The following is a 20588-nucleotide window of genomic DNA, read 5'->3' on the forward strand; positions in this document are numbered from 1 at the left end:
CATCCCAAATACTGAGTCACATGATCAGAAGAATATTATTGAGCTGTATGGTGTTGATTGCCATTAATGCAAGCGCGCAACAGCCAACAATGGATCAGTTTATCACAAAGCTGATGCAGCGCATGACGCTCGAAGAAAAACTCGGACAACTCAATCTGCCTTCGGTTGGATTTGATGTTACCGGTCCGATTTTAAGTGAGGATGTGGAAGAAAAAATAAAGAAAGGATTGGTAGGAGGAGTGTTCAACACCTTCACTCCTGTAGCAGTTCGCAAGTTGCAGGACCTGGCCATTAAAGAAACCAGGCTTAAAATTCCACTGCTCTTCGGATATGATGTAGTGCATGGGCATCGCACAATTTTTCCGGTACCACTTGGCTTATCAGCAGGCTGGGACATGGATCTCATCAAACGTACTGCCATCGCTGCAGCAGATGAAGCCAGTGCCGATGGCCTCAACTGGACATTCTCTCCGATGGTAGACATCGCGCGGGATCCGCGCTGGGGGCGCGTGAGCGAAGGATCCGGTGAAGATCCGTATCTCGGATCACAGATCGCAAAAGCCATGGTGCAAGGCTATCAGGGAGATGATCTCCGGAAGAACAATACCATCCTCGCCTGCGTAAAACATTTTGCATTGTACGGCGCATCCGAAGCAGGAAGGGATTACAACACAGTAGACATGAGCCGCATCCGCATGTACAACGAATATCTTCCTCCATACAAAGCTGCAGTAGATGCAGGCGTTGCCACCATAATGACCAGCTTCAATGAGATCGAAGGCATTCCGGCAACTGCCAATAAATGGCTGCTGACAGAGCTGCTTCAAAAACAATGGGGCTTCCATGGGCTGATAGTTACCGACTACACAGCCATCAACGAAATGATCGCACATGGCATGGGCGACGAAAAGAAAGTAGGAGAACTTTCTCTCAATGCAGGGGTGGATATGGATATGGTGGGTGAAGTATTTATCAAACATGGTGCGTCTCTCGTGAAGGAAGGCAAAGTATCCATCGCGCAGATAGATAAAGCATGCAGGAGAATACTCGAAGCTAAATACAAACTCGGATTGTTTGAAGATCCTTACCGTTACATCAGCGAAGAGCGGAACAAATCGGCCATCATGAACACCGATAAAATTGCGTTGAGCAAAGAGGCGGCCATCAAAAGCATGGTGCTGCTGAAGAATCAGTCGCAGACACTTCCGCTCGATGCCACAAAAAAAATTGCTTTCATTGGTCCGTTGGTGAAAGATCGGCGCAATCTGATCGGAAGCTGGAGCGGTGCCGGCGATTACAAAAAAGCAGTGAGCATCTGGTCTGCGCTTGAACAACAAAACGGCCATAAATTTCTTTACGCAAAAGGATGCAATCTGATAGATGATCCTGCGCTTCGCAAGCGGCTGAATGATCATGATGGCCAGATTCAGGCTGAAGCTGCATCACCGGAGCAAATGATCGCCGAAGCAGTACAAACAGCACAGCAATCAGAAATTATTGTAGCAGTATTGGGAGAAGCCTTTGGCATGAGTGGCGAAGCTGCCAGCCGGAGCATGATCGGCCTTCCGGAAAATCAGCAGACACTGCTTCGTGCACTGAAGGCTACCGGAAAACCAATTGTGCTGGTGCTGATGAATGGCAGACCACTCACGCTTCAGTGGGAAAATGATAACTGTGATGCAATTCTCGAAACATGGTTTGGAGGAACGCAGGCAGGGCCGGCCATTGCGGATGTGCTGTTCGGAAAAGCAAACCCTTCGGGGAAGCTGAGTATGAGCTTCCCGCGGAACACAGGACAGATACCGGTTTACTACAACGCAAAAAATACAGGAAGGCCGTTTGATGAGAATCAGAAATACACCTCGAAGTATCTCGATATCCCTAACACGCCACTCTATCCTTTTGGGTATGGACTGAGCTATACAAGTTTCACCTATGGAGAAATTTCGCTCGACAAAAAAACGATCACGGCAAAAGATAAAATACAGGTATCTGTTTCAGTTACCAACAATGGGAGTTATGATGGAGAGGAAACAGTTCAGTTGTACATCAGAGATCTGGTGGGAACAGTAACGAGGCCGGTGAAAGAATTGAAGGCTTTCAAAAAACTGATGCTGAAGAAAGGTGAGACGAAGGAAGTAAGCTTTAGTATTTCTGTGGAGGACCTGAAATTCTATAACAATGAGCTGAAGTATGCGGCAGAGCCGGGGAAATTCAAGCTAATGATTGGGGGAAACTCGAAGGAGGTAAAAGAAGTTGAGTTTGAGTTGAAGTAAACGTAATGCATAAATCTAGTATCCGACGCCTTCACGGATACTAATTGTTTTAAGAGAGTCAGCTATTCGTCCGGACAGCTGATTTCAATTTCAGGATAGGCCCATCGGGGTGATCTGGATGAACAACCATTTGCTGTCTTTTTGGGTCGATAATTACATCGAGGGCTTCCATAGGGATGGCTCCCAATAAAGGTTCATTGTCACCCGGTAAAACAATAGCTTCACAAACAGTGTCACGGTTTTCGAACCAGAGTTCCACAGGAGCTACTACATCATACACTTCGAATCTGCCATCAGCTAATTGAACTCTTTTTTGTCTGACTACAGGTAGCTGAAGCACCTCCTGAATGTTTTCATTGATTGTCAGATAATATGCCCCGGAATCTACCAGCATGCTTACCCTGATTTTTTTGACTTCGTCAATACAAAACTGACTTTTTCGCGCAAGGCCTGATTCGAGGCCATTAATTAACTCGATCTCCGCATAAATTAAACCCATTGAATAGACTTTTTAGTAAATGAATAAGGTTAACATTAATAAAAAGGTATACTCCAATCCTATTCCCGGATACCTTTTAACTGAAGTCAGTTGCCTTTTGGGCACCTGATTTTTAGTTTATGCTATCCTTAATTGGCCGGTTACTCTCCCCGGTAAGGGAAAATAGATCTGAGTTGGGAGACTGCGCCTTCTGGGTGTTCAGGGTGAATAATCAGCTCCTGCCTTTTAGGATGAATGATCACATCCATTGCCTCCATAGGAATAGCACCCAATAAAGGTTCTGTATCGTCGGGCAATACGACGGCCTGTGTCATGCAGATTCTGTTTTCAAATCTGATCTCTACGCAGTTGACAACATCACAGGTGATAATAGACTCATCAGCAAGCCTGATTCTTCTTTTGTCGGCCACAGGGAATTGCATTATTTCCTGAATTACTTCATTAATGGCCATTTCCGTAGCTCCGGAATCGACCAGCACTGTTGTGTGCATACGTCTGACTTCGTCCTTGTCTATCAAATGCTTTTTGGCAGCTTCCTGTTGCCATGCATTAACCAGCTCGATGTTTGCATAAACTAAACCCATTGAATAGAGTTTTAAAAATGAATGAATAAGGTTAACACTAATAAAACAGCAGCCGGTGTTTTTTGTACTAGTCAGCATCAAAATATATTTTCGAATATACCTCACCGGTACTATCAATGTTTCTTCATCATTTCACAACAACCCTAATTCCTTTGCATTTTGTAAATTTGACAGATGCAACCTATCAAAAACATCATCTTTGATCTCGGCGGTGTGCTGCTGAATCTCGATATTCCCAAAACCACCGCAGCATTTGAGCACCTCGGAGCTCCCGAATTCAAGAACCTCTTTGGTCTCGGCCGCGCAGAATCTTTTCTGAAAGCATATGAAGTGGGGACAATCAATGATGATGAATTTGTGTCAGACCTGCAAAAGCTTACAGGTGGCAAGAGCCGTGAATCTGTGGTGGAAGCATGGAACGCCATGCTGCTCGATTTCCCTAAAGAGCGTTTTGAATTATTGCAACAGCTGAAAGAGCGCTATCGCATATATCTTTTCAGTAATACCAACGCTATCCATCTTACGGCATTCTCCAAAACATTTTCGGATACATTCAATGGGGCTTCGCTCGATGATGAATTCACCAAAGCATGGTACTCGCATCTCATCCGCATGCGCAAACCTGATGTTGCCGCATATGAGTACATTTTGAAAGATGCACAACTCAATGCAGGAGAAACAGTGTTCATCGACGATGCGCTGGTGAATATCGAAGGTGCGCGCAAAGCTGGGCTGCACGGCATTCACCTCGAACCCGGAAAAACCATTCTCGATATAAACTGGAATCTCAGTTGAGCGATCATTATTTCACTTCTTCGAAATCGATATACTCTCCGGCTTTCCCCTGAGGTTTTTGCTGTGAAGAAGACGCTGCAGACTGATTGGTGTTGTATTGTTGCTGAGCAGCCTGTTGCTGTTGCTGCGCAGTGTTCATGGCATTGTGGAATTCTTTCACCTGTTGTTTCATTTTTCTGGACACCACAAAGAGAGGCAACAGGAACCTGAAGATGAACCTGAATGCCAGATAGCCGATTATTATCCAGAGAATTACTGACCAACTCATGTTGTAAAGATACTAAGCAGGGTGCAAAAAACTGTTAATGCACTGCAAAAGCAGTGGCTATTTCTTCCCGAACCAGCGCTCCATCAGCTTTTCAAGGCCTGCGGAGATCTTTGCCGAGATGATGGGAAGAAATTTTTCGAGGAGCAATTGAATGCTTTCGGTTCCCAGCAATCCCTGCACAAATCCGGTGGAGAAGCTTCCTTCCTGCTCTTCCCTTCTTTTTCTTCTGCGGAAGCTGAACACTGAGTTCCAGCCCATTTTGTAGAAATTATCATGAAGATGATCGAAGCTGTCGTCCAGTTTCAGTTCTATGTCCTTGGCTTTAAGCTGAAGCTTGAAAATTTCTTTCTCCAGGTCGTAAAGGGTTTGAATGCTGCCGTTCGATCTGGCCATATGCTATGATTTGAAATGAGGATGGATGATTATTCTTCGTCGTCCCGATCGCGCATGCGCACTTCTTCACGGGCGCGGACGATAATATTTTTGATGATAGGATTCACAAACAGTTTTTCTCTGAAAACCGCCAGCGCTACGAAAAAGAGTACGAGAATTCCTGTGGTGATGCCGAATCCCTTTACGTAACTTTGTGTGAGATCGGAGAGCCAGAAGCCCAGAACCAGACCGGCAAAGATGAGAATGAGAAAGGCGAGGAAGGCGGCAATGACCATCCAGGCGAGCAGTCCCATCGATTTGGAAAAGATCCGGATGGCCTGCAGCCGGAAAATCTCCGACTTTGTTTCCACATACACTTTCAGCAGTTCTTTATTTTCCCTGAAGAAGTCTCCCAGATTATCCGGTTGATTCATAATGCAATGGATTTATTTTAAAGTTAGTAACTATTGCCTGAAACCGATTTTAAAATCTATCCATATAATTTAATGCCAGAAAATTTTGGCATTTGACCAGTTTTTTGGAAGTAATACCCTATTTACCTTACCTTTGCCTCGGCAAAAGATGAAGTAGAAGGGAACGGGGTCCGTTCCCTTCTTTATTTCCCTGCAGTAACGGATTATATGAGTACGGAAACACAAATTCAGGCAATTGAGAAGTTGGTGAGTGAAATTATCGCCGAAGATCCGGCGGTGTTTCTGGTTGAGACCAGAATAAAGCCCACCAATAATGTGAAAATTTATTTAGACGGAGATGATGGCATCACCATTGAGAAATGCATCGTTATCAACCGCGCGCTGTTCAAGCTGGTAGAAGGTTCGGGGCTGTTCCCCAATGACGATTTTTCGCTGGAAGTATCGTCGCCGGGCCTCGATGAACCCCTCAAACTGCCCAGGCAGTACAGGAAAAACATCGGAAGGCTGGTAGAAGTGAACCTGCTCGATGGAACGAAACTCGAAGGAAAGCTTGCCGAAGTGAAAGAAGACGCAATCACAGTAGAAGAGATCAAATCCAAAGCACCAATATCCCAGAAACATCGCCCTACCGCCAAACAGGTGGAACTGGTAATGCGTGAATTACCGCTGAACACAGTAAAATCAACAAAAATTCAAATAACATTCTAAAAAAACAGGCCACAGTATAGAGGCCCCAAAGAGCCGGAACCTTTTTCGGCTTGCTGGCGCATCGGGTGGCATTTAATTCCGGAAACCGGATTTATAAATTGTAGTATATGGCAAGTATCAACCTGATTGAAGCTTTCCAGGAGTTCAAGGAAGCTGAAAATATTGATCGTCCCACGATGATGAAAGTAGTGGAGGATGTGTTCAAAACCCTGCTCCGTAAGAAATACGGCAGTGATGAGAACTTCGACGTGATCGTGAACGCTGAAAAAGGTGACCTTGAAATTTTCCGCCGCCGTATGATTGTGGAAGACGGTGCAGTAGCTGACCCGCTCGCAGAGATCGGTTACAGTGATGCTGTTAAGATCGAGCCCGACTTTGAAGTAGGGGAAGAACTCTACGAAGAAGTGAACATCCTTGATTTCGGCCGCCGCGCTATCCTCGCAGCCAAACAAACCCTCGCCAGCCGCATCAGCGACCTGAAAAAGAACGTACTGGTTAAAAAATATGGCGACCGCGTAGGTGAGATCATCAGCGCAGAGGTTTATCAGGTTTGGAAAAAGGAGATCCTGCTCCTCGACGAAGAAGGTAACGAATTGATTCTCCCCAAGTCAGAGCAGATTCCACAGGATTATTTCAAGAAAGGTGAGAATATCCGTGCCGTAGTGAAAAAGGTAGAATTAAAAAATAATTCGCCGGTAATCATACTTTCCCGCACTTCCCCCTCATTTCTTGCTAAATTGCTGGAAATTGAGGTTCCCGAGATTTTTGACGGCCTGATCGTAATCAAAAAGATCGTTCGTGAACCCGGTGAAAGAGCGAAAGTAGCTGTTGAATCCTATGACGACCGTATCGATCCTGTAGGCGCCTGCGTAGGTATGAAAGGCAGCCGTATCCATGGAATCGTACGTGAACTGAAGAACGAGAACATCGACGTAATCAACTGGACCAATAACATCAACCTGCTGATCCAACGTTCCCTGACCCCTGCAAGGATCACCAGCATGGACCTGAACAACGACACAAAACAGGCGAATGTTTTCCTCAAACCAGACCAGGTATCACTGGCCATCGGTAAGAAAGGTGTAAACATTAAGCTGGCGCAGGAATTGACCGGATTTAGCATCGACGTTTACCGCGACACTGAAGGCGAACCGCAAGAGTTCGATATCGACCTCGAAGAATTCAGCGATGAGATCGAAACATGGATCATCGATGAGTTCAAACGTATCGGTTGCGATACCGCCCGCAGCGTGCTCGATCTTACTCCGGAAGAACTCGAAAGAAGAACAGACCTCGAAAAAGAAACGATCGACTCTGTTAGAAAGATCCTGAAAGAAGAATTTGAGAAAGAATAAAACACTGTGAGCATGAAACGGTAGAGGTGCAACAGCTGATTTTTCTGGCTCAGAGACAGCTAACAAACTAAAAAATTGTCTTACAATAACGAATGGCAGAATTAACAACACCCAGATTAATGGCCGCAGCCAAGGAATTCAACGTAGGGAAAGAAACCCTGGTTGATTATCTGGTAGGCAAGGGATTTAGCAAAGACGATCTCAAACCCACGTCGAAACTGACGGAGGATATGTATCGTGCTTTGCAGCAGGAGTTCCAGAGCGATAAGGTGGCGAAGCTTAAAAGCGACCAGATCGATCTGCCTAAAGGAAGCCTTGAGGCCAAGAAAAAGAAGGAAGAAGAAGCTACCTTATTCAAAAAGGAAGGAAAGAAAGAGGCGGGCGATGAGCCGAAAAAAGAAGAGCCTGTTCAGCCAGTTGCACCTGCGGTGGAAACTGCTCCTGTGGTAGTGGAAGAAGTTCAACCCAAACAGGAAGAAGTTGCTCCAACTCCCGTTCAGCCTGAGCCGGAGCCTGAAGTGGTGAAAGAAAAGGAGAAAGAGAAAGAAGAAGCAGCGCCCAAAATCGAAGGCCCTAAAGTTTATGATAAGATAGATCTCTCCGCCATAGATTCTTCTACCAGACCCAAGAAGCCGGCTCTCAAGAAAAAAGAAGAGCCTGCTGTTCAGCCTGAAGTGGTGAAAGAAAAAGAAGAGAAAGCCGCTGAACCTGCACCTGTAGTAGCAGAAGAGCCGAAAGCAGAAGTGAAGAAAGTGGAAGAGAAGCCAGCTGAGAAACCTGCCGAAGTTCCGGCAGAACCAGTAACACCACCGGTTGTGGCTGAAGAAAAGCCCAAAGCAGAAGAGAAACCGAAGGAAAAGGAAGAAGTTAAACCGGTACCTGAAATTGTTGAAGAACCCAAAGAATCTGTGTCTGCTCCTGAAGAGGAAGCCGGACCGGTTATTGAAAATATTAAGGCAACAAAATTGGAAGGTCCAAAGATCCTGGGCAAGATAGAATTACCGGTTGGAAACGACAGGAACAAGTCGAACCAGGCACAGCAGCAACAGCAACAACAACAGCAGCAGCAGCAACAACAGGGCGAAGAAAAACGCAAACGCAAGCGTATTCCCATTGAAAAGAGAGACCAGCAAACGCCTCAGCAGAAGGCGGCTCACCTTTTCAAGAAACCCGAAGGTCAGCAGCAGCGCCAGGGCGGCGGTCATCAGCAAGGTGGCGGTCAGCAGGGTGGATTCAATCGCGGTGGACAACGCGGCGGCCATGGCAATCAGGGCGGTCAGCGTCACGGCGGAGGAAGAACCATCCAGCGCGAGCCTAAAGAGATCAACGAAAAAGAAATTCAGAATAAGATCCGTGAAACTCAGGCTAAACTCGCCGGCACAAGTGGCCGCGGTAAGAGCCTGAAGGCAAAATACCGTCGTGAAAAACGTCAGGGTATAGCCGACAACATGGGTGATGGCGATATGCAGGATAGCAAACTGCAGGTAACGGAATTCATCAGCGTAAGCGAACTCGCCAACCTGATGGATGTAAGTTTCGCAGATGTGATCTCGAAATGTATGAGCCTCGGTCTGATGGTAAGTATCAACCAGCGTCTCGATGCAGAAGTAATCGAACTCGTGGCCAACGAATTTGGATTCGATGTTGAGTTTATCGACATGGAAAAACAAATGGCCATGGAAGAAGAAGAAGAAGCCGACAACGAAGAAGATCTGCAACCACGCGCTCCGATCGTTACCATCATGGGTCACGTTGACCACGGTAAAACATCGTTGCTCGATTATATCCGCAATGCCAACGTAGTAGCCGGTGAGGCAGGTGGTATCACCCAGCACATCGGAGCTTATGAGGTAACTGTAGCGAATGGCAGAAAGATCACCTTCCTCGATACTCCAGGTCACGAAGCGTTTACGGCCATGCGTGCCCGTGGTGCCAAAGTAACCGATATCGCAGTGATCGTTGTAGCCGCTGACGATGCAGTGATGCCTCAGACAAAAGAGGCTATCAGCCACGCACAGGCTGCAAACGTTCCGATGATCTTCGCCATCAACAAAATCGATAAAGACGGAGCCAATCCGCAAAAGATATACGAACAACTCGCTCAGATGAACCTGTTGGTTGAAGACTGGGGCGGTAAATTCCAGAGCCAGGAACTCAGTGCCAAGAAAGGTCTCAATGTAGACCTGCTCCTGGAAAAGATCCTGCTCGAAGCCGACCTGCTCAACCTCAAAGCCAATCCAGACAGGGAAGCTACAGGTACCATCATCGAGGCAACGCTCGACAAGGGCCGCGGTTACGTAACCACCGTACTGGTACAGAATGGTACCCTCAATCAGGGCGACCTGGTGGTGAGCGGTCAGTTCTACGGACGTGCCAAAGCGATGTTCAACGAAAGAAACAAACGTTCCGACGTTGCTCCGCCTTCAACACCAGTGCTGATCCTCGGATTGAATGGTGCACCACAGGCCGGTGAGAAATTCAAAGTATACACTGACGAGTCTGAAGCCAAAGACGTGGCTAACCGCCGCGCGCAGATCCTGCGTGAACAAGGCCTCAGAACCAAGAAACATATCACGCTCGATGAGATCGGTCGCCGTCTGGCACTGGGCAACTTCAAGCAGCTTAACCTCATCATCAAAGGCGACGTGGACGGATCTGTGGAAGCCCTCAGCGATTCACTCCAGAAATTGAGCACCGAAGAGATTGTGGTGAGCGTGGTACACAAAGCAGTAGGTGCCATCACCGAGAGCGATGTGCTGCTGGCAACTGCATCGGATGCCATCGTGATTGGTTTCAACGTTCGCCCTGCTCCATCTGCTGCGAAAGTAGCCGAGTCCGAAGGTGTGGAAATAAAGCTCTACTCTATCATCTACAACGCAATCGAAGAAATCAAGAGCGCGATGGAAGGTATGCTGGAGCCGAAGATCCAGGAGAAGATCGTGGCCAACGTGGAAGTGCGCAACGTATTCAAGTTCGACAAAGCTACCGTTGCAGGTTGCTACGTACTCGACGGAAAAATTGCGCGTAACTCCAAGATCCGCATCATCCGCGACGGTATCGTGGAATATCCGAAAGGTGAAGGTAAGAGCGGCGAACTGCAGTCTCTGAAACGATACAAAGACGACGTGAAAGATGTGTCTCAGGGCATGGAGTGCGGCCTTACCATCAAGAACTTCGATGATATCCGCGTAGGCGATATCGTAGAAGCTTTTGAAGAAGAAGAAGTAAAAAGAACATTATAATTAAAAGCCATTCCAGGCAAGGCACAAGGCAAACAGTGAACACTTGTTTTACCTTGTGCCTTGTTGTTGGTGGCTACGCCTTAAAACCTTGTTAATTAACAGCTGAGGCGTATAGCTTTATCTTGCAGGAAAAGTATTTTTGAGCAATTCCATTTCATAAGAATATGAGAAAATTAAGCGCCCTTCTGGTAGCAATGTTCCTCCTCAGCTCTGCATTTGCTCAGGGTGTGAGAAAAGTAACTGCTGATAAGATCGTAGGAATAGTTGGAGACAAAATTATTCTGAAGTCTGATGTGTACAACGATATCAACGACCGTGCACGTCGTGGCGAACCCGTTCCCGCCAATGCCAATTGTTACATCATGGAACAGTTGCTCACCCTCAAAGCCCTGGTGCTGCAAGCCGACAAAGACTCCATCATTGTAGGTGAAGACGAAATCGATGCCCTGCTCGATAACCAGATCCGCGGCTTCATCAATATGTACGGCTCTAAAGAAGCGCTGGAGCAGGTTGCGGGCCGTTCCATCTATCAGATCAAAGAAGACTTCAGGCAGTCTTTCACCGAAAGAAAGAAAGCTGAGAAGATGCGCGACAAGATCACCGATGGTGTTAAGATCACTCCTCAGGAAGTAAAAGAATATTACGATAAGATCCCAAAAGACAGCCTCCGCTTCTACGAATCGGAAATAGAGATCAGTGAAGTAGTGCTCTATCCCAAACCCAGCCGTGAGCTGGAGTTGCTGGCCATCGACGAGCTCGGCGATTTCAAACGCCAGGCCGAAGCCGGTACACAGAAATTCGAAACACTCGCGCAACTTTATACAGAAGATCCGGGCAGTAAAGAAACCGGTGGACGATACGCAATCAACCGTACCGAAAGACAGTGGGACCCGGCTTTCATTCAGAATGCTTTCCGCCTGAAAGAAGGACAGATCTCCCCGGTATTCAAATCCCGTTTCGGTTATCATATCATCAAAATGGAAAGCCGTGCAGGTGATGATGCCATCGTTCGTCATATCCTCCGCATTCCAAAGATCACAGAAGCAGAGATCAACAACGCTGTGAACACACTCGATTCCGTTCGGGCAAAACTCATCGCAGGAACTATGAACTTCGGAGAAGCAGTTAACAAGTACAGTGAAGACGAAGGCTCTAAATTCACCGGAGGAAGAAGACTGAACCAGAGTGGCGGATCATCGCTTCCAATGGATCAGCTGGATAAAGAACTGGTGGAATTCCTCGTTAAATCAGGACTGAAGCCCGGCGAAGTTTCCAAGCCAAATGTGTTTGCTGAAGAGCGTGGCGGAAAAAAAGGTGTTCGTCTAGTTTTCCTCAAATCGAGAACAGACCCACACCGCGAGAACCTGAAAGACGATTATGACCGTGTAGCTTCAAGAGCGATCGAAGAAAAGAAACAAGGCGTACTCGAAAAATGGTTCCAGGCTAAAATCGGCACTTTCTATCTGATGATCGACGACGATTTCAAAACCTGCGAATCCATGAACAACTGGTTGCAGTATGCAGTGAAGAACACCAACTGATAACAGAAGTCCACAAAATATTCCGATCCCGGTCCGAAACGACCGGGATTTTTTTTGAAATCACATGAGGTGAAACCGATTAACCGCCTTCTCAACAAGATAATTTGACTACTGTGATATAATTCTGAATATTTGCTTTCTTCTTTGACTATCCTGCCGTACATTCATCCCTTCCACAGATCTCAAACTCCGGCGGAGTCTTCGATTAATCAACTACCTACTGAAGATTATATAAGGGTATACCCTTAGCAATATTAGAAACCATTGTTTTTTTTGTGACAACTACGGCTTTTACGGTACTTTGTATAAGTATTTATATGTATGCTCAAGCAGTCCAATAAGCCCAGACCAGGAGCAGGTCGCCCCAAAACCTTATACCTGCAGACTGACCTCCACGGAACCATCCTGGCAGTGTCATCCCCGTTACTTTTAACTACGGGTAAGGGACGGCAAGACCTGATAGGGCAACCGATTACCAGTCTGGTTGCCCCCGAAGACGCACCAGCGCTGCATTTGCTGCTACAGCAATATGATGCAGCCATATCGCTGCACGCAGATCTTACCATTCAGGGCATACATTCTCCACAGAGCATATCGTTCACCATCATTCAGAAAAAAGCAGGAAAGAAACAACAGCCACCTTCACTCGAATGGCATGCACCCGCCATCTTCGATGAAGTAATGCCTGCCATTGATGAAGAGCAATTGTTCCGCCAGTTTGCCGATGCTTCGCCCGGCATGATCTGGATCTCCGATGAAGAAGACAATACCGTTTATTTCAATAAAAGCTGGCTTCGGTTTACAGGCATCACCGTTGAAGATGTTGCAGAAGACGGTTGGACGCGGCTGATACATCCGGACGATATCTCCGTTGCCATCAACAGCTACCGTGTTTATTTCAAGGAACGGAAGCCTGCCACACTCGAATACCGCATCAAAACAAAATCCGATCAGTACCGTTGGGTGATCGATCAGAGTGCGCCGCGGTATCATGCAGATGGCCGCTTTCTCGGATTCATAGGATCGGTGATGGATATACACGACAGAAAAATGGCCGAAGAAACCGTGTACGCACAGGCCAAAGTGATGCGGCATGTATCCGATGCCATCATATCTACCGACAATGAATTTTACATCACCGTTTTCAATCATGCCGCAGAGAGGATCTACGGATTGAAGGCAGCAGATGTAATCGGAAAATCTATCCGCGAAGCCATTCCGCACGAATACCTCACCAGCTCCCGCGCCGAAGCTTTGAAAGATCTCGAAGAATCAGGCGCCTGGGATGGGATGATGTATTACGATCATCCCGCAGGCAACCGCGTATTTCTCCATGTTTCGCTTCGCGTGCTGCGTAACGAGCAGGGAGATCGTACAGGCATCGCCGCTATACATCATGATATTACCGAAACACGCAGAGCCGAAGAAGCGCTGCGCATCAGTGAAGAAAGATACCGCTCACTTGTGCATGCATTGGGCGAAGGCATTCTGCTAATCGATAAGCAGGGCAATATTCTCGCCTGCAACGAAAGTGCGGAGCAGATGCTCGATCTCAAACAATCGGGAGTAACGCTCACCATCCACGATTTCAGCATGCAATTTGTTTTTGAGGATGGCCGAGTGCTCGAAGTAGCCGATTATCCGGCAGTGAGAACACTCCATACCGGAGAATCATTCAAAGAAGTGATCATTGGATTTCACAAAAACTTCAGCATGATGAACTGGGTATCTGTGAACACAGAACCCATTTACTATACCCGATCATCACCCGAACAGCTGCCCGATGCTGTGGTGGTTACCATCGTTGATATTACGGACCGCAAGAACCATCAGCAATTGCTGGCGCTCGAAAAGAAAGTGCTGGAGATGAATGCGCTTCCTGCCATATCACTCAAGACCATCACAGATTATTTTCTCGAAGGGCTGGAGAAACTCTTCCCCGGCATGCTTTGCTCGGTGTTGAAACTGGATGCAGAGAAACAGTCCATTGAGCCGCTATCCGCTCCCAGTCTGCCTTCGGAATATTCCCAAACAATCAACGGAAGAAGCATCGGTGCAAAGAACGGTTCCTGCGGAACAGCCATGTACCGGAAAGAAAAGGTATTCTGTAACGATGTTGCCAATGATCCGCTCTGGCACGATTATCGCGATCTCGCAGAAAATTACAAAATCGGTGCATGCTGGAGTTTTCCTATTCTCGATTCTCATCAGGAAGTGATGGCAACAATTGCCGTTTACTATAGTTATCCTAAATCCCCTGATCAAAAAGATCTGGAGATACTCGATCGCGCATGCGATCTGCTTCGCATCATTATCGAAAATAAAGATGCCGAACGCAAGATCCGTCGCAACCATGAGCGATATCTGTTGGTGACCAAGGCCACCAACGACGCAATCTGGGATTGGGATATCAGCACCAGCGATCTCTACTGGGGAGAAGGGTACTACACACTATTCGGCTACAAGCCCGGACTGGTACCCGATGGATTTACCAAATGGGAAGAACTTATTCATCCGGATGATATCGGTAACGTAAAAACTTCGTTGCACAGATACATACATCACAACAAAACTCGTTTGTGGGAGGCTGAATACCGTTTCAGAAAAGCCAATGGCGATTATGCCCTGGTGTTCGACAGAGGGTTTCTCATCTACGATCACGAAGGGAAGATGAACCGAATGGTAGGTTCGGTGCAGAACATCACCGAGAAACGGGAGATGGAAAAGAAGCTGCTGGAGCAGGAGCTCAACAAACAGAAGCTGGTAGCACAGGCCGTAGTGAATGCACAGGAGAAAGAGAGAGCTGAGATCGGAAAAGACCTGCACGATAATGTGAACCAGATACTCACCACCGCCAAACTCTATCTCGAACTGGCGCTGGCAGATGAAGAAGAAAGAATGCAGCTGATAAAACGATGTGCCGGGAGCATCACGGATGCCATCAACGAAGTGCGTACACTTTCAAGATCGCTGGTACCCGCCAGTGTGGGCGATCTCGGACTGATAGAATCCATGCAGGATCTCACCGAGAGCGTTCGCGCAACAAAAAAGCTGCAGATAAAATTTGAACATAGCGGCCAGATCGAAGAGCTGCTCGACGATAAACGCAAACTCACCCTGTTCCGCATAGTGCAGGAGCAGGTGAACAACGTACTCAAGCATTCGGGAGCAAAAAATCTGCTGCTCAGGCTTACACAGGAAGATACATTCATCTGTCTCGTAATTTCAGACGACGGCAATGGGTTCGATTCGGCCAGTGTTCGTGCAAAAAAAGGCAGCGGATTATCCAATATCATTAGCCGGGCAGAGATTTTCAACGGGGTGGTATCGTTGGAAACCGCACCTGGTGCGGGCTGCAGGCTAACAGTACAAGTACCAACCGAAACCTTTAAATAAACCAGGCTATGGAAAAGATCAGTGTTTTAATAGCAGATGATCATAAGTTGATCCGTGAAACATGGAGTTATATTTTAAACAATGATCCGCGTTTTATTGTAGTGGCCGATTGCGGCGATGCCGAACAGGCCGTGGAGCTGGCCAAACATAAGAAGCCTCAGATTGTACTGATGGATATAAATATGGCGCCTCATTCAGGATTTGATGCCACCGAAAAGATCCGGAAGCTGTCGCCCGCATCGAGAATTATCGGTATCTCCATGCACTCACAACCAGCCTATGCCAAAAAGATGTTGCAGATCGGAGCGAGAGGATATGTTACCAAGAACTCTTCCAAAGAAGAAATGATCGAAGCCATTCTCGAAGTGCACAGCGGCAACAAGTATATCTGCGATGAGATCAAGAACAATATCTCTGAGCTGGTGCTCGAAGAGAATCGGGAAATGCCGAACATCAATGCGCTCACCGATCGGGAGATTCAGATCATCAATCTCATCAAGGAAGGCGAGTCGTCGAAAGAAATAGCTTCCAACCTCAATATCTCTCTCAAAACGGTGGAGGTGCACAGGCATAATATTCTGAAGAAACTGAAACTGAAAAACTCCGCTTCGCTGGTGAACTTCATCAATAGTGCGGCTTCCAACATCTAAGAGTAATTATGTAGGTTTTTTACAGGTTTTATAATTATCAATGCAACAATCGGATAACGATTCTTGGATATATGGCTAGAATAGAGAACTTTATAGCGGTGTAACACCACAAGCTAACTTTTTTATATGTGAAGGCTCTGCAATGCTCTCTTCTTTCGGGAAGGGAGCATTGTTCTTTTAGGGCTGTTTTGGAACAGAATGCAGTGCCCCTGGGGCTTTTACGAGGAAAAAAACGCTCTGTAAAACAGCTGGTAAAGTCTATAGGTGGTAACATTTACAGCAACCTGAAAAAAGTATTTAGGAAGGGGAAAGTTTAGCATTTTATTAGACTTACAATGCAGAAATACAGCAACTTAGCTCTAAATCCAATGTTCGCAGGTAAACACATTTACCCTGACCCTTTTAAAATCCGAGTCCGTAGAAAAACCTTTGATCCGAAGTCCAATTGTCCGAGAAAAACCAGGCCAGAACCGGCTTTACTAATTGGTCCATCTATCCTATCGAAAAAAGCACCCCCCAAGTTCCTATGAAGACTGGGGGCTTTTTTTTGATCCAAATCATCAAATTGCACGTGTAACAATAATCATTTCGCAGCAATAAATCTTCTCAAAGCCCGTTCCCCGTTGAGTTTCAGACAAATGCCCTTTGCAGGGATCTGCAATCTTCTCTGATGAATGCTGCCGGTTTCCGCAGGTTTGCACGCGATACTTCTGCAATTTGTATTACAGCCTGCTTCATATTATTTTAACAAAACACATGATAAATGTACAATATGTAATTTGCTGATAATTAATATTCACAAACAACAATTGTTACAACATTCAAAAACCCTGTTTTCTCCCGGATAGATTTACCTAACTTTGCGCTTTCTTTTCAACCAGGAGCTATCCATGAGTGACGAAATAAAACATGAATGCGGATTAGCATTCATCCGCTTACGCAAACCGTTCTCTTATTATCAGCAACAATACGGCACAGTGATGTGGGGCATCAACAAGCTGTACCTACTCATGGAGAAACAACACAACCGTGGGCAGGATGGCGCAGGGGTTGCCGCAGTGAAACTGAATGTGGAACCGGGTTATCCCTTCCTCAATCGGATCCGCAGCAATGCCAATCAGCCCATCGCTGATATTTTCACCAAAATCAATCAGGAAGTAAAAGATCTCGAGCAGTATCAGCCCGATATTCTGCAGCATCCAGGATTGATGAAAGGCCATATCCCTTACCTGGGAGAACTGTTGCTGGGGCATCTCCGCTACGGTACACAGGGAAAGAACAATGTAGAGTTTTGTCATCCTTTCATAAAAAGGAACACCATACCTGCGCGTAACCTCGCACTGGCAGGGAATTTTAACCTGGTAAATACCGATGAGTTATTCAACCTCATCGATATCGATCCGGGAGAGTTTCAGAAGCAGAGCGATCTCGCTGCGATGATGGAAGTGATTCATCACTTCCTCGTAAAAGCAGATGAGGATTCTCAGGAAAGCATGGATGTGGTGAGTGCGCTTCGCAAAGCGGTGAAACTGTTCGACGGTGGATTCACCGTAGGCGGTCTCATCGGAAACGGCGACTCATTTGTGTTCAGAGATGCAAATGGTATCCGTCCGGCTTACTATTATGTGAACGAAGATGTGGTGGTAGCAGCTTCCGAAAGAGCAGCGATCCGCACTGTATTCAATGTTGGAGAGAACGAAGTGCTTGAGCTGATGCCTGGCATGGGAGTGATAGTAAAAGCAGACGGAACAGTAAAAGTAGAACAGATACTCGAACCCAAAGAGCGCCGTGCGTGCAGCTTTGAGCGTATCTACTTCTCACGCGGAAGCGACGAAAAGATCTACAACGAACGCAAGCAGCTGGGATACAATCTCACAGAGCAGGTGCTGAACGCAGTAGACCACGACACTAAGAATACCATCTTCTCCTTTATACCCAATACCGCTGAAGTAGCCTTCTACGGCATGTGGAAGGGCCTCGACGATTACATGAAGAAAGTGAAGATCGATCGTATCCTCTCATGGGGAAATGAGATCGATCCGGAGAAGCTTACGGAAATGATCAGCCGAAAGATCAGGGTTGAGAAGATCGCTATCAAAGACGTAAAGATGCGCACCTTCATCACTGCCGACACAAGTCGCAATGAAATGGTGCAGCACGTATACGATATCACTTACGGAACAGTGCAGAAAGGCGAAGACACCCTGGTGGTGATCGACGACTCTATCGTAAGAGGAACCACCCTGAAAGAAAGCATCGTTCGCATGCTGGCCAGGCTGGAACCGAAAAAAATCATCATTGTATCTTCAGCACCGCAGATCAGGTATCCTGATTGCTACGGTATCGATATGAGCAAAGTGGGAGATTTCATCGCTTTCCGCGCAGCGTATGAGCTGATGAAAGAAACCGGCAGAGAAAAAATACTGCAGGATATGTATGAACGCTGTAAAGAGCTGCAACGCCTTGGACAGATTCATACGGAGAATGTGGTACAGCAGCTCTACAAACCATTCACCGACGAAGAGATTTCCGCGAAGATCGCTGAACTGATTACGCCCAAAGACCTGGGAATACCGGTTCAGGTGATTTATCAGACAATCGAGTCGCTCCATCATGCTTGCCCAACCAATTCAGGCGACTGGTATTTTACGGGTAACTACCCTACTCCCGGTGGAAACAGGGTGGTGAACCGCGCCTTTATCAACTTTATGGAAGGCAAGAACGTTAGAGGATACTAAGTTCCTGATCCATCATTTACCTTTACAAAAATGGGTGTGCTTACTCGTTATAGGTAAACTATGCCTGTACCCTGGGCAAAACTTGGTCTAATCAAAAAAAATGCTTAATATCATTCCAATGGATGATGTTACATTCGTAATTGACCAGCCCTTAATGAACCAACAGCATTTTTGTAAAAATATCTTATGAACAGGATTTCCATCATGATCGTTGATGACCACACCCTTATCCGGGAAACCTGGTCGTTCTTACTCGGACGAAATGAAGGATTCGATGTGATCGCTGAAGTGGGCGACGGTCAGCAAGCCATTGAAATAGCCAGAGACAAAAGACCAAACATTGTTCTGCTGGATATCAATATGACGCCACTGAACGGATTCGACATCATTAAAATGATCCGTAAATTATCTCCGGGCTCCAAAGTGATCGCAGTATCCATGCACTCGCAACCCGCCTATGCAAAAAAGATGTTCCGGCTCGGAGCCAGAGGGTATGTTACCAAAAACTCTCCCCGGCAGGAAATGCTCAATGCCATTACCGAGGTGTACAACGGACAGATCTTTATCTGCCAGGAAGTAAAAAATATTCTGAGCGATCAGGTACTGAACGAAGAAGAAACCGGTACCGGCCTCAATCAGCTCTCTGAAAGGGAAATCGAAGTGATCAACCTCATTCGCGATGGCCTCTCTTCCAAAGAAATTGCCGACCGCCTCAAACTCTCTATCAAAACGGTGGAAGTACATCGCCATAACATTCTCAAAAAACTGAAAGTAAAGAATACGGCTGCCCTGATCAATTACATCAATTCTAACGGATTGTAAATTGCTTTATTCTGCTACGGGAATTGCAGTTGCACCCATCAGTGCTGGTGAGCAACATCGATGGCCGTGCAGCATTCTTCATTGCACTCAATTTCATTAATGTCAATCCTTTAGCGCAAAAAGATTGAAAGCGGCTTCCTTCCAATGCCGCACCAGTACTGCCTTCTATACTGCATAAAACTTTTAATTTCCTTTTAATTTGGCCTGAATTTTGCAGCTTTTTTGGAGCCGACCGTTTAGCTTCCTATGAGGAACCAATCTTAAACAGGCCTGTTTAAATTTCTGATTCCTTTGATTGAAACTTATTAGGTATTATTGCAAGGGGGGAATTACTTCTCCCCTTATTTTTTTGCTATAGACACATGAAGAAATCAGTGATTGTTGTTAGACATGCCAAGAGCAGCTGGAGCGATATCAGCCAGCCCGATTTTGAACGCCCGCTCAACGACCGCGGCAAAGCCGATGCTCCTGCGATGGCAAAACGCCTGCTCGACAAAAACATTCAGATCGATGCATTCATTACCAGTCCTGCAAAAAGGGCTAAGAAAACGGCTACCCTTTTTGCCGAAGTGTATGGCATCGAAAAAGAGCAGCTGATACAGGTTCCATCGCTGTATCACGCAGAGCCATCGGATTTCTTCAGAACCATTGCACAGGCTCCCGAATCGGCCAATACCATTGCGGTATTCTCTCATAATCCCGGCATCACTGCCTTTGTGAACATGCTCACCAAAGTGAATGTAGATGATATGCCAACCTGCGCCATGTATGCGGTTCATTGCGAGCTGAATAGCTGGGCAGAATTCGAGTCGGCTCAGAAAGAGTTCTGGTTCTTCGATTATCCTAAATCCATTATCGGGTAATCAGCGGTTGACATTGATTTGAATAATCAGTAATTTCGAATACAC

The 20588-nt window shown here is 46.5% G+C and carries 16 protein-coding genes; 11 read left to right on the plus strand and 5 right to left on the minus strand.

The window, feature by feature from the left end:
• Positions 1-20 precede the first annotated feature (20 nt).
• Positions 21-2276 (plus strand): beta-glucosidase BglX, encoded by a 2256-nt coding sequence (gene bglX / locus HHL16_RS04575; protein WP_169423954.1) that lies wholly within the window; start codon positions 21-23, stop codon positions 2274-2276.
• Between the two features lie 58 nt (positions 2277-2334).
• Here bglX and HHL16_RS04580 read toward each other — a convergent pair whose 3' ends face one another.
• Together HHL16_RS04580 and HHL16_RS04585 are read right to left on the minus strand one after the other, a co-directional pair.
• Positions 2335-2775, minus strand: a complete 441-nt coding sequence (locus HHL16_RS04580; protein ID WP_169423955.1) for an aspartyl protease family protein — start codon at positions 2773-2775, stop codon at positions 2335-2337.
• Between the two features lie 140 nt (positions 2776-2915).
• The gene (locus HHL16_RS04585) at positions 2916-3359 is read right to left on the minus strand and encodes a hypothetical protein (RefSeq protein WP_169423956.1); all 444 of its coding nucleotides are present in this window, start codon (positions 3357-3359) and stop codon (positions 2916-2918) included.
• A gap of 174 nt (positions 3360-3533) precedes the next feature.
• On the opposite strand from HHL16_RS04585, the gene HHL16_RS04590 reads away from it, so the two are divergent.
• Entirely contained in the window at positions 3534-4154 is a 621-nt protein-coding gene (locus tag HHL16_RS04590) for an HAD family phosphatase (RefSeq protein WP_169423957.1), read from the plus strand.
• Positions 4155-4161: 7 nt separating this feature from the next.
• Here the strand turns inward: HHL16_RS04590 and HHL16_RS04595 are convergent, their stop codons facing one another.
• The 3 genes from HHL16_RS04595 to HHL16_RS04605 are packed head-to-tail and all read right to left on the minus strand — an operon-like array spanning position 4162 to position 5228.
• Positions 4162-4422: a DUF4834 family protein gene (locus HHL16_RS04595; RefSeq protein WP_169423958.1), complete on the minus strand. Its 261-nt coding sequence runs from the start codon at positions 4420-4422 to the stop codon at positions 4162-4164.
• A gap of 57 nt (positions 4423-4479) precedes the next feature.
• Complete coding sequence (locus HHL16_RS04600; protein ID WP_169423959.1) at positions 4480-4815, minus strand: hypothetical protein; 336 nt, start codon at positions 4813-4815, stop codon at positions 4480-4482.
• 29 nt (positions 4816-4844) lie between these two features.
• A complete protein-coding gene (locus tag HHL16_RS04605; RefSeq protein WP_169423960.1) occupies positions 4845-5228 on the minus strand; it encodes a hypothetical protein in 384 nt (127 codons plus the stop codon).
• Between the two features lie 207 nt (positions 5229-5435).
• On the opposite strand from HHL16_RS04605, the gene HHL16_RS04610 reads away from it, so the two are divergent.
• The 9 genes from HHL16_RS04610 (at position 5436) to HHL16_RS04650 (ending at position 20543) form a co-directional block, all read left to right on the plus strand.
• Entirely contained in the window at positions 5436-5936 is a 501-nt protein-coding gene (locus HHL16_RS04610; protein ID WP_169423961.1) for a ribosome maturation factor, read from the plus strand.
• Between the two features lie 107 nt (positions 5937-6043).
• The gene (nusA, locus tag HHL16_RS04615) at positions 6044-7291 is read left to right on the plus strand and encodes a transcription termination factor NusA (RefSeq protein WP_169423962.1); all 1248 of its coding nucleotides are present in this window, start codon (positions 6044-6046) and stop codon (positions 7289-7291) included.
• A 92-nt stretch (positions 7292-7383) separates the two neighbouring features.
• Positions 7384-10533: a translation initiation factor IF-2 gene (gene infB, locus HHL16_RS04620; RefSeq protein WP_169423963.1), complete on the plus strand. Its 3150-nt coding sequence runs from the start codon at positions 7384-7386 to the stop codon at positions 10531-10533.
• A gap of 164 nt (positions 10534-10697) precedes the next feature.
• Positions 10698-12074 carry a peptidylprolyl isomerase gene (locus HHL16_RS04625; RefSeq protein WP_169423964.1) on the plus strand — a complete coding sequence of 459 codons (1377 nt, stop codon included), beginning with the start codon at positions 10698-10700 and terminating at the stop codon, positions 12072-12074.
• A gap of 321 nt (positions 12075-12395) precedes the next feature.
• Positions 12396-15470, plus strand: a complete 3075-nt coding sequence (locus HHL16_RS04630) for a PAS domain S-box protein (protein ID WP_169423965.1) — start codon at positions 12396-12398, stop codon at positions 15468-15470.
• A gap of 8 nt (positions 15471-15478) precedes the next feature.
• Positions 15479-16120 carry a response regulator transcription factor gene (locus tag HHL16_RS04635; protein WP_169423966.1) on the plus strand — a complete coding sequence of 214 codons (642 nt, stop codon included), beginning with the start codon at positions 15479-15481 and terminating at the stop codon, positions 16118-16120.
• 890 nt (positions 16121-17010) lie between these two features.
• Positions 17011-18858, plus strand: coding sequence for an amidophosphoribosyltransferase (locus HHL16_RS04640; protein WP_169423967.1), 1848 nt, complete (start codon positions 17011-17013; stop codon positions 18856-18858).
• A gap of 186 nt (positions 18859-19044) precedes the next feature.
• Complete coding sequence (locus tag HHL16_RS04645) at positions 19045-19680, plus strand: response regulator transcription factor (protein ID WP_169423968.1); 636 nt, start codon at positions 19045-19047, stop codon at positions 19678-19680.
• A 362-nt stretch (positions 19681-20042) separates the two neighbouring features.
• Positions 20043-20543, plus strand: a complete 501-nt coding sequence (locus HHL16_RS04650) for a histidine phosphatase family protein (protein ID WP_169423969.1) — start codon at positions 20043-20045, stop codon at positions 20541-20543.
• Positions 20544-20588: the final 45 nt, after the last annotated feature.

Origin of the sequence: Pseudoflavitalea sp. G-6-1-2, from assembly GCF_012927185.1 — a bacterium.
In the GTDB taxonomy this organism is placed as follows: domain Bacteria; phylum Bacteroidota; class Bacteroidia; order Chitinophagales; family Chitinophagaceae; genus Pseudobacter.

Bases quoted from the DNA above. Each gene is read 5' to 3' on its own strand.
- bglX (WP_169423954.1), top strand. From the start codon at position 21: ATGATCAGAAGAATATTATTGAGCTGTATGGTGTTGATTGCCATTAAT.
- HHL16_RS04580 (WP_169423955.1), bottom strand. From the start codon at position 2,775: ATGGGTTTAATTTATGCGGAGATCGAGTTAATTAATGGCCTCGAATCA.
- HHL16_RS04585 (WP_169423956.1), bottom strand. From the start codon at position 3,359: ATGGGTTTAGTTTATGCAAACATCGAGCTGGTTAATGCATGGCAACAG.
- HHL16_RS04590 (WP_169423957.1), top strand. From the start codon at position 3,534: ATGCAACCTATCAAAAACATCATCTTTGATCTCGGCGGTGTGCTGCTG.
- HHL16_RS04595 (WP_169423958.1), bottom strand. From the start codon at position 4,422: ATGAGTTGGTCAGTAATTCTCTGGATAATAATCGGCTATCTGGCATTC.
- HHL16_RS04600 (WP_169423959.1), bottom strand. From the start codon at position 4,815: ATGGCCAGATCGAACGGCAGCATTCAAACCCTTTACGACCTGGAGAAA.
- HHL16_RS04605 (WP_169423960.1), bottom strand. From the start codon at position 5,228: ATGAATCAACCGGATAATCTGGGAGACTTCTTCAGGGAAAATAAAGAA.
- HHL16_RS04610 (WP_169423961.1), top strand. From the start codon at position 5,436: ATGAGTACGGAAACACAAATTCAGGCAATTGAGAAGTTGGTGAGTGAA.
- nusA (WP_169423962.1), top strand. From the start codon at position 6,044: ATGGCAAGTATCAACCTGATTGAAGCTTTCCAGGAGTTCAAGGAAGCT.
- infB (WP_169423963.1), top strand. From the start codon at position 7,384: ATGGCAGAATTAACAACACCCAGATTAATGGCCGCAGCCAAGGAATTC.
- HHL16_RS04625 (WP_169423964.1), top strand. From the start codon at position 10,698: ATGAGAAAATTAAGCGCCCTTCTGGTAGCAATGTTCCTCCTCAGCTCT.
- HHL16_RS04630 (WP_169423965.1), top strand. From the start codon at position 12,396: ATGCTCAAGCAGTCCAATAAGCCCAGACCAGGAGCAGGTCGCCCCAAA.
- HHL16_RS04635 (WP_169423966.1), top strand. From the start codon at position 15,479: ATGGAAAAGATCAGTGTTTTAATAGCAGATGATCATAAGTTGATCCGT.
- HHL16_RS04640 (WP_169423967.1), top strand. From the start codon at position 17,011: ATGAGTGACGAAATAAAACATGAATGCGGATTAGCATTCATCCGCTTA.
- HHL16_RS04645 (WP_169423968.1), top strand. From the start codon at position 19,045: ATGAACAGGATTTCCATCATGATCGTTGATGACCACACCCTTATCCGG.
- HHL16_RS04650 (WP_169423969.1), top strand. From the start codon at position 20,043: ATGAAGAAATCAGTGATTGTTGTTAGACATGCCAAGAGCAGCTGGAGC.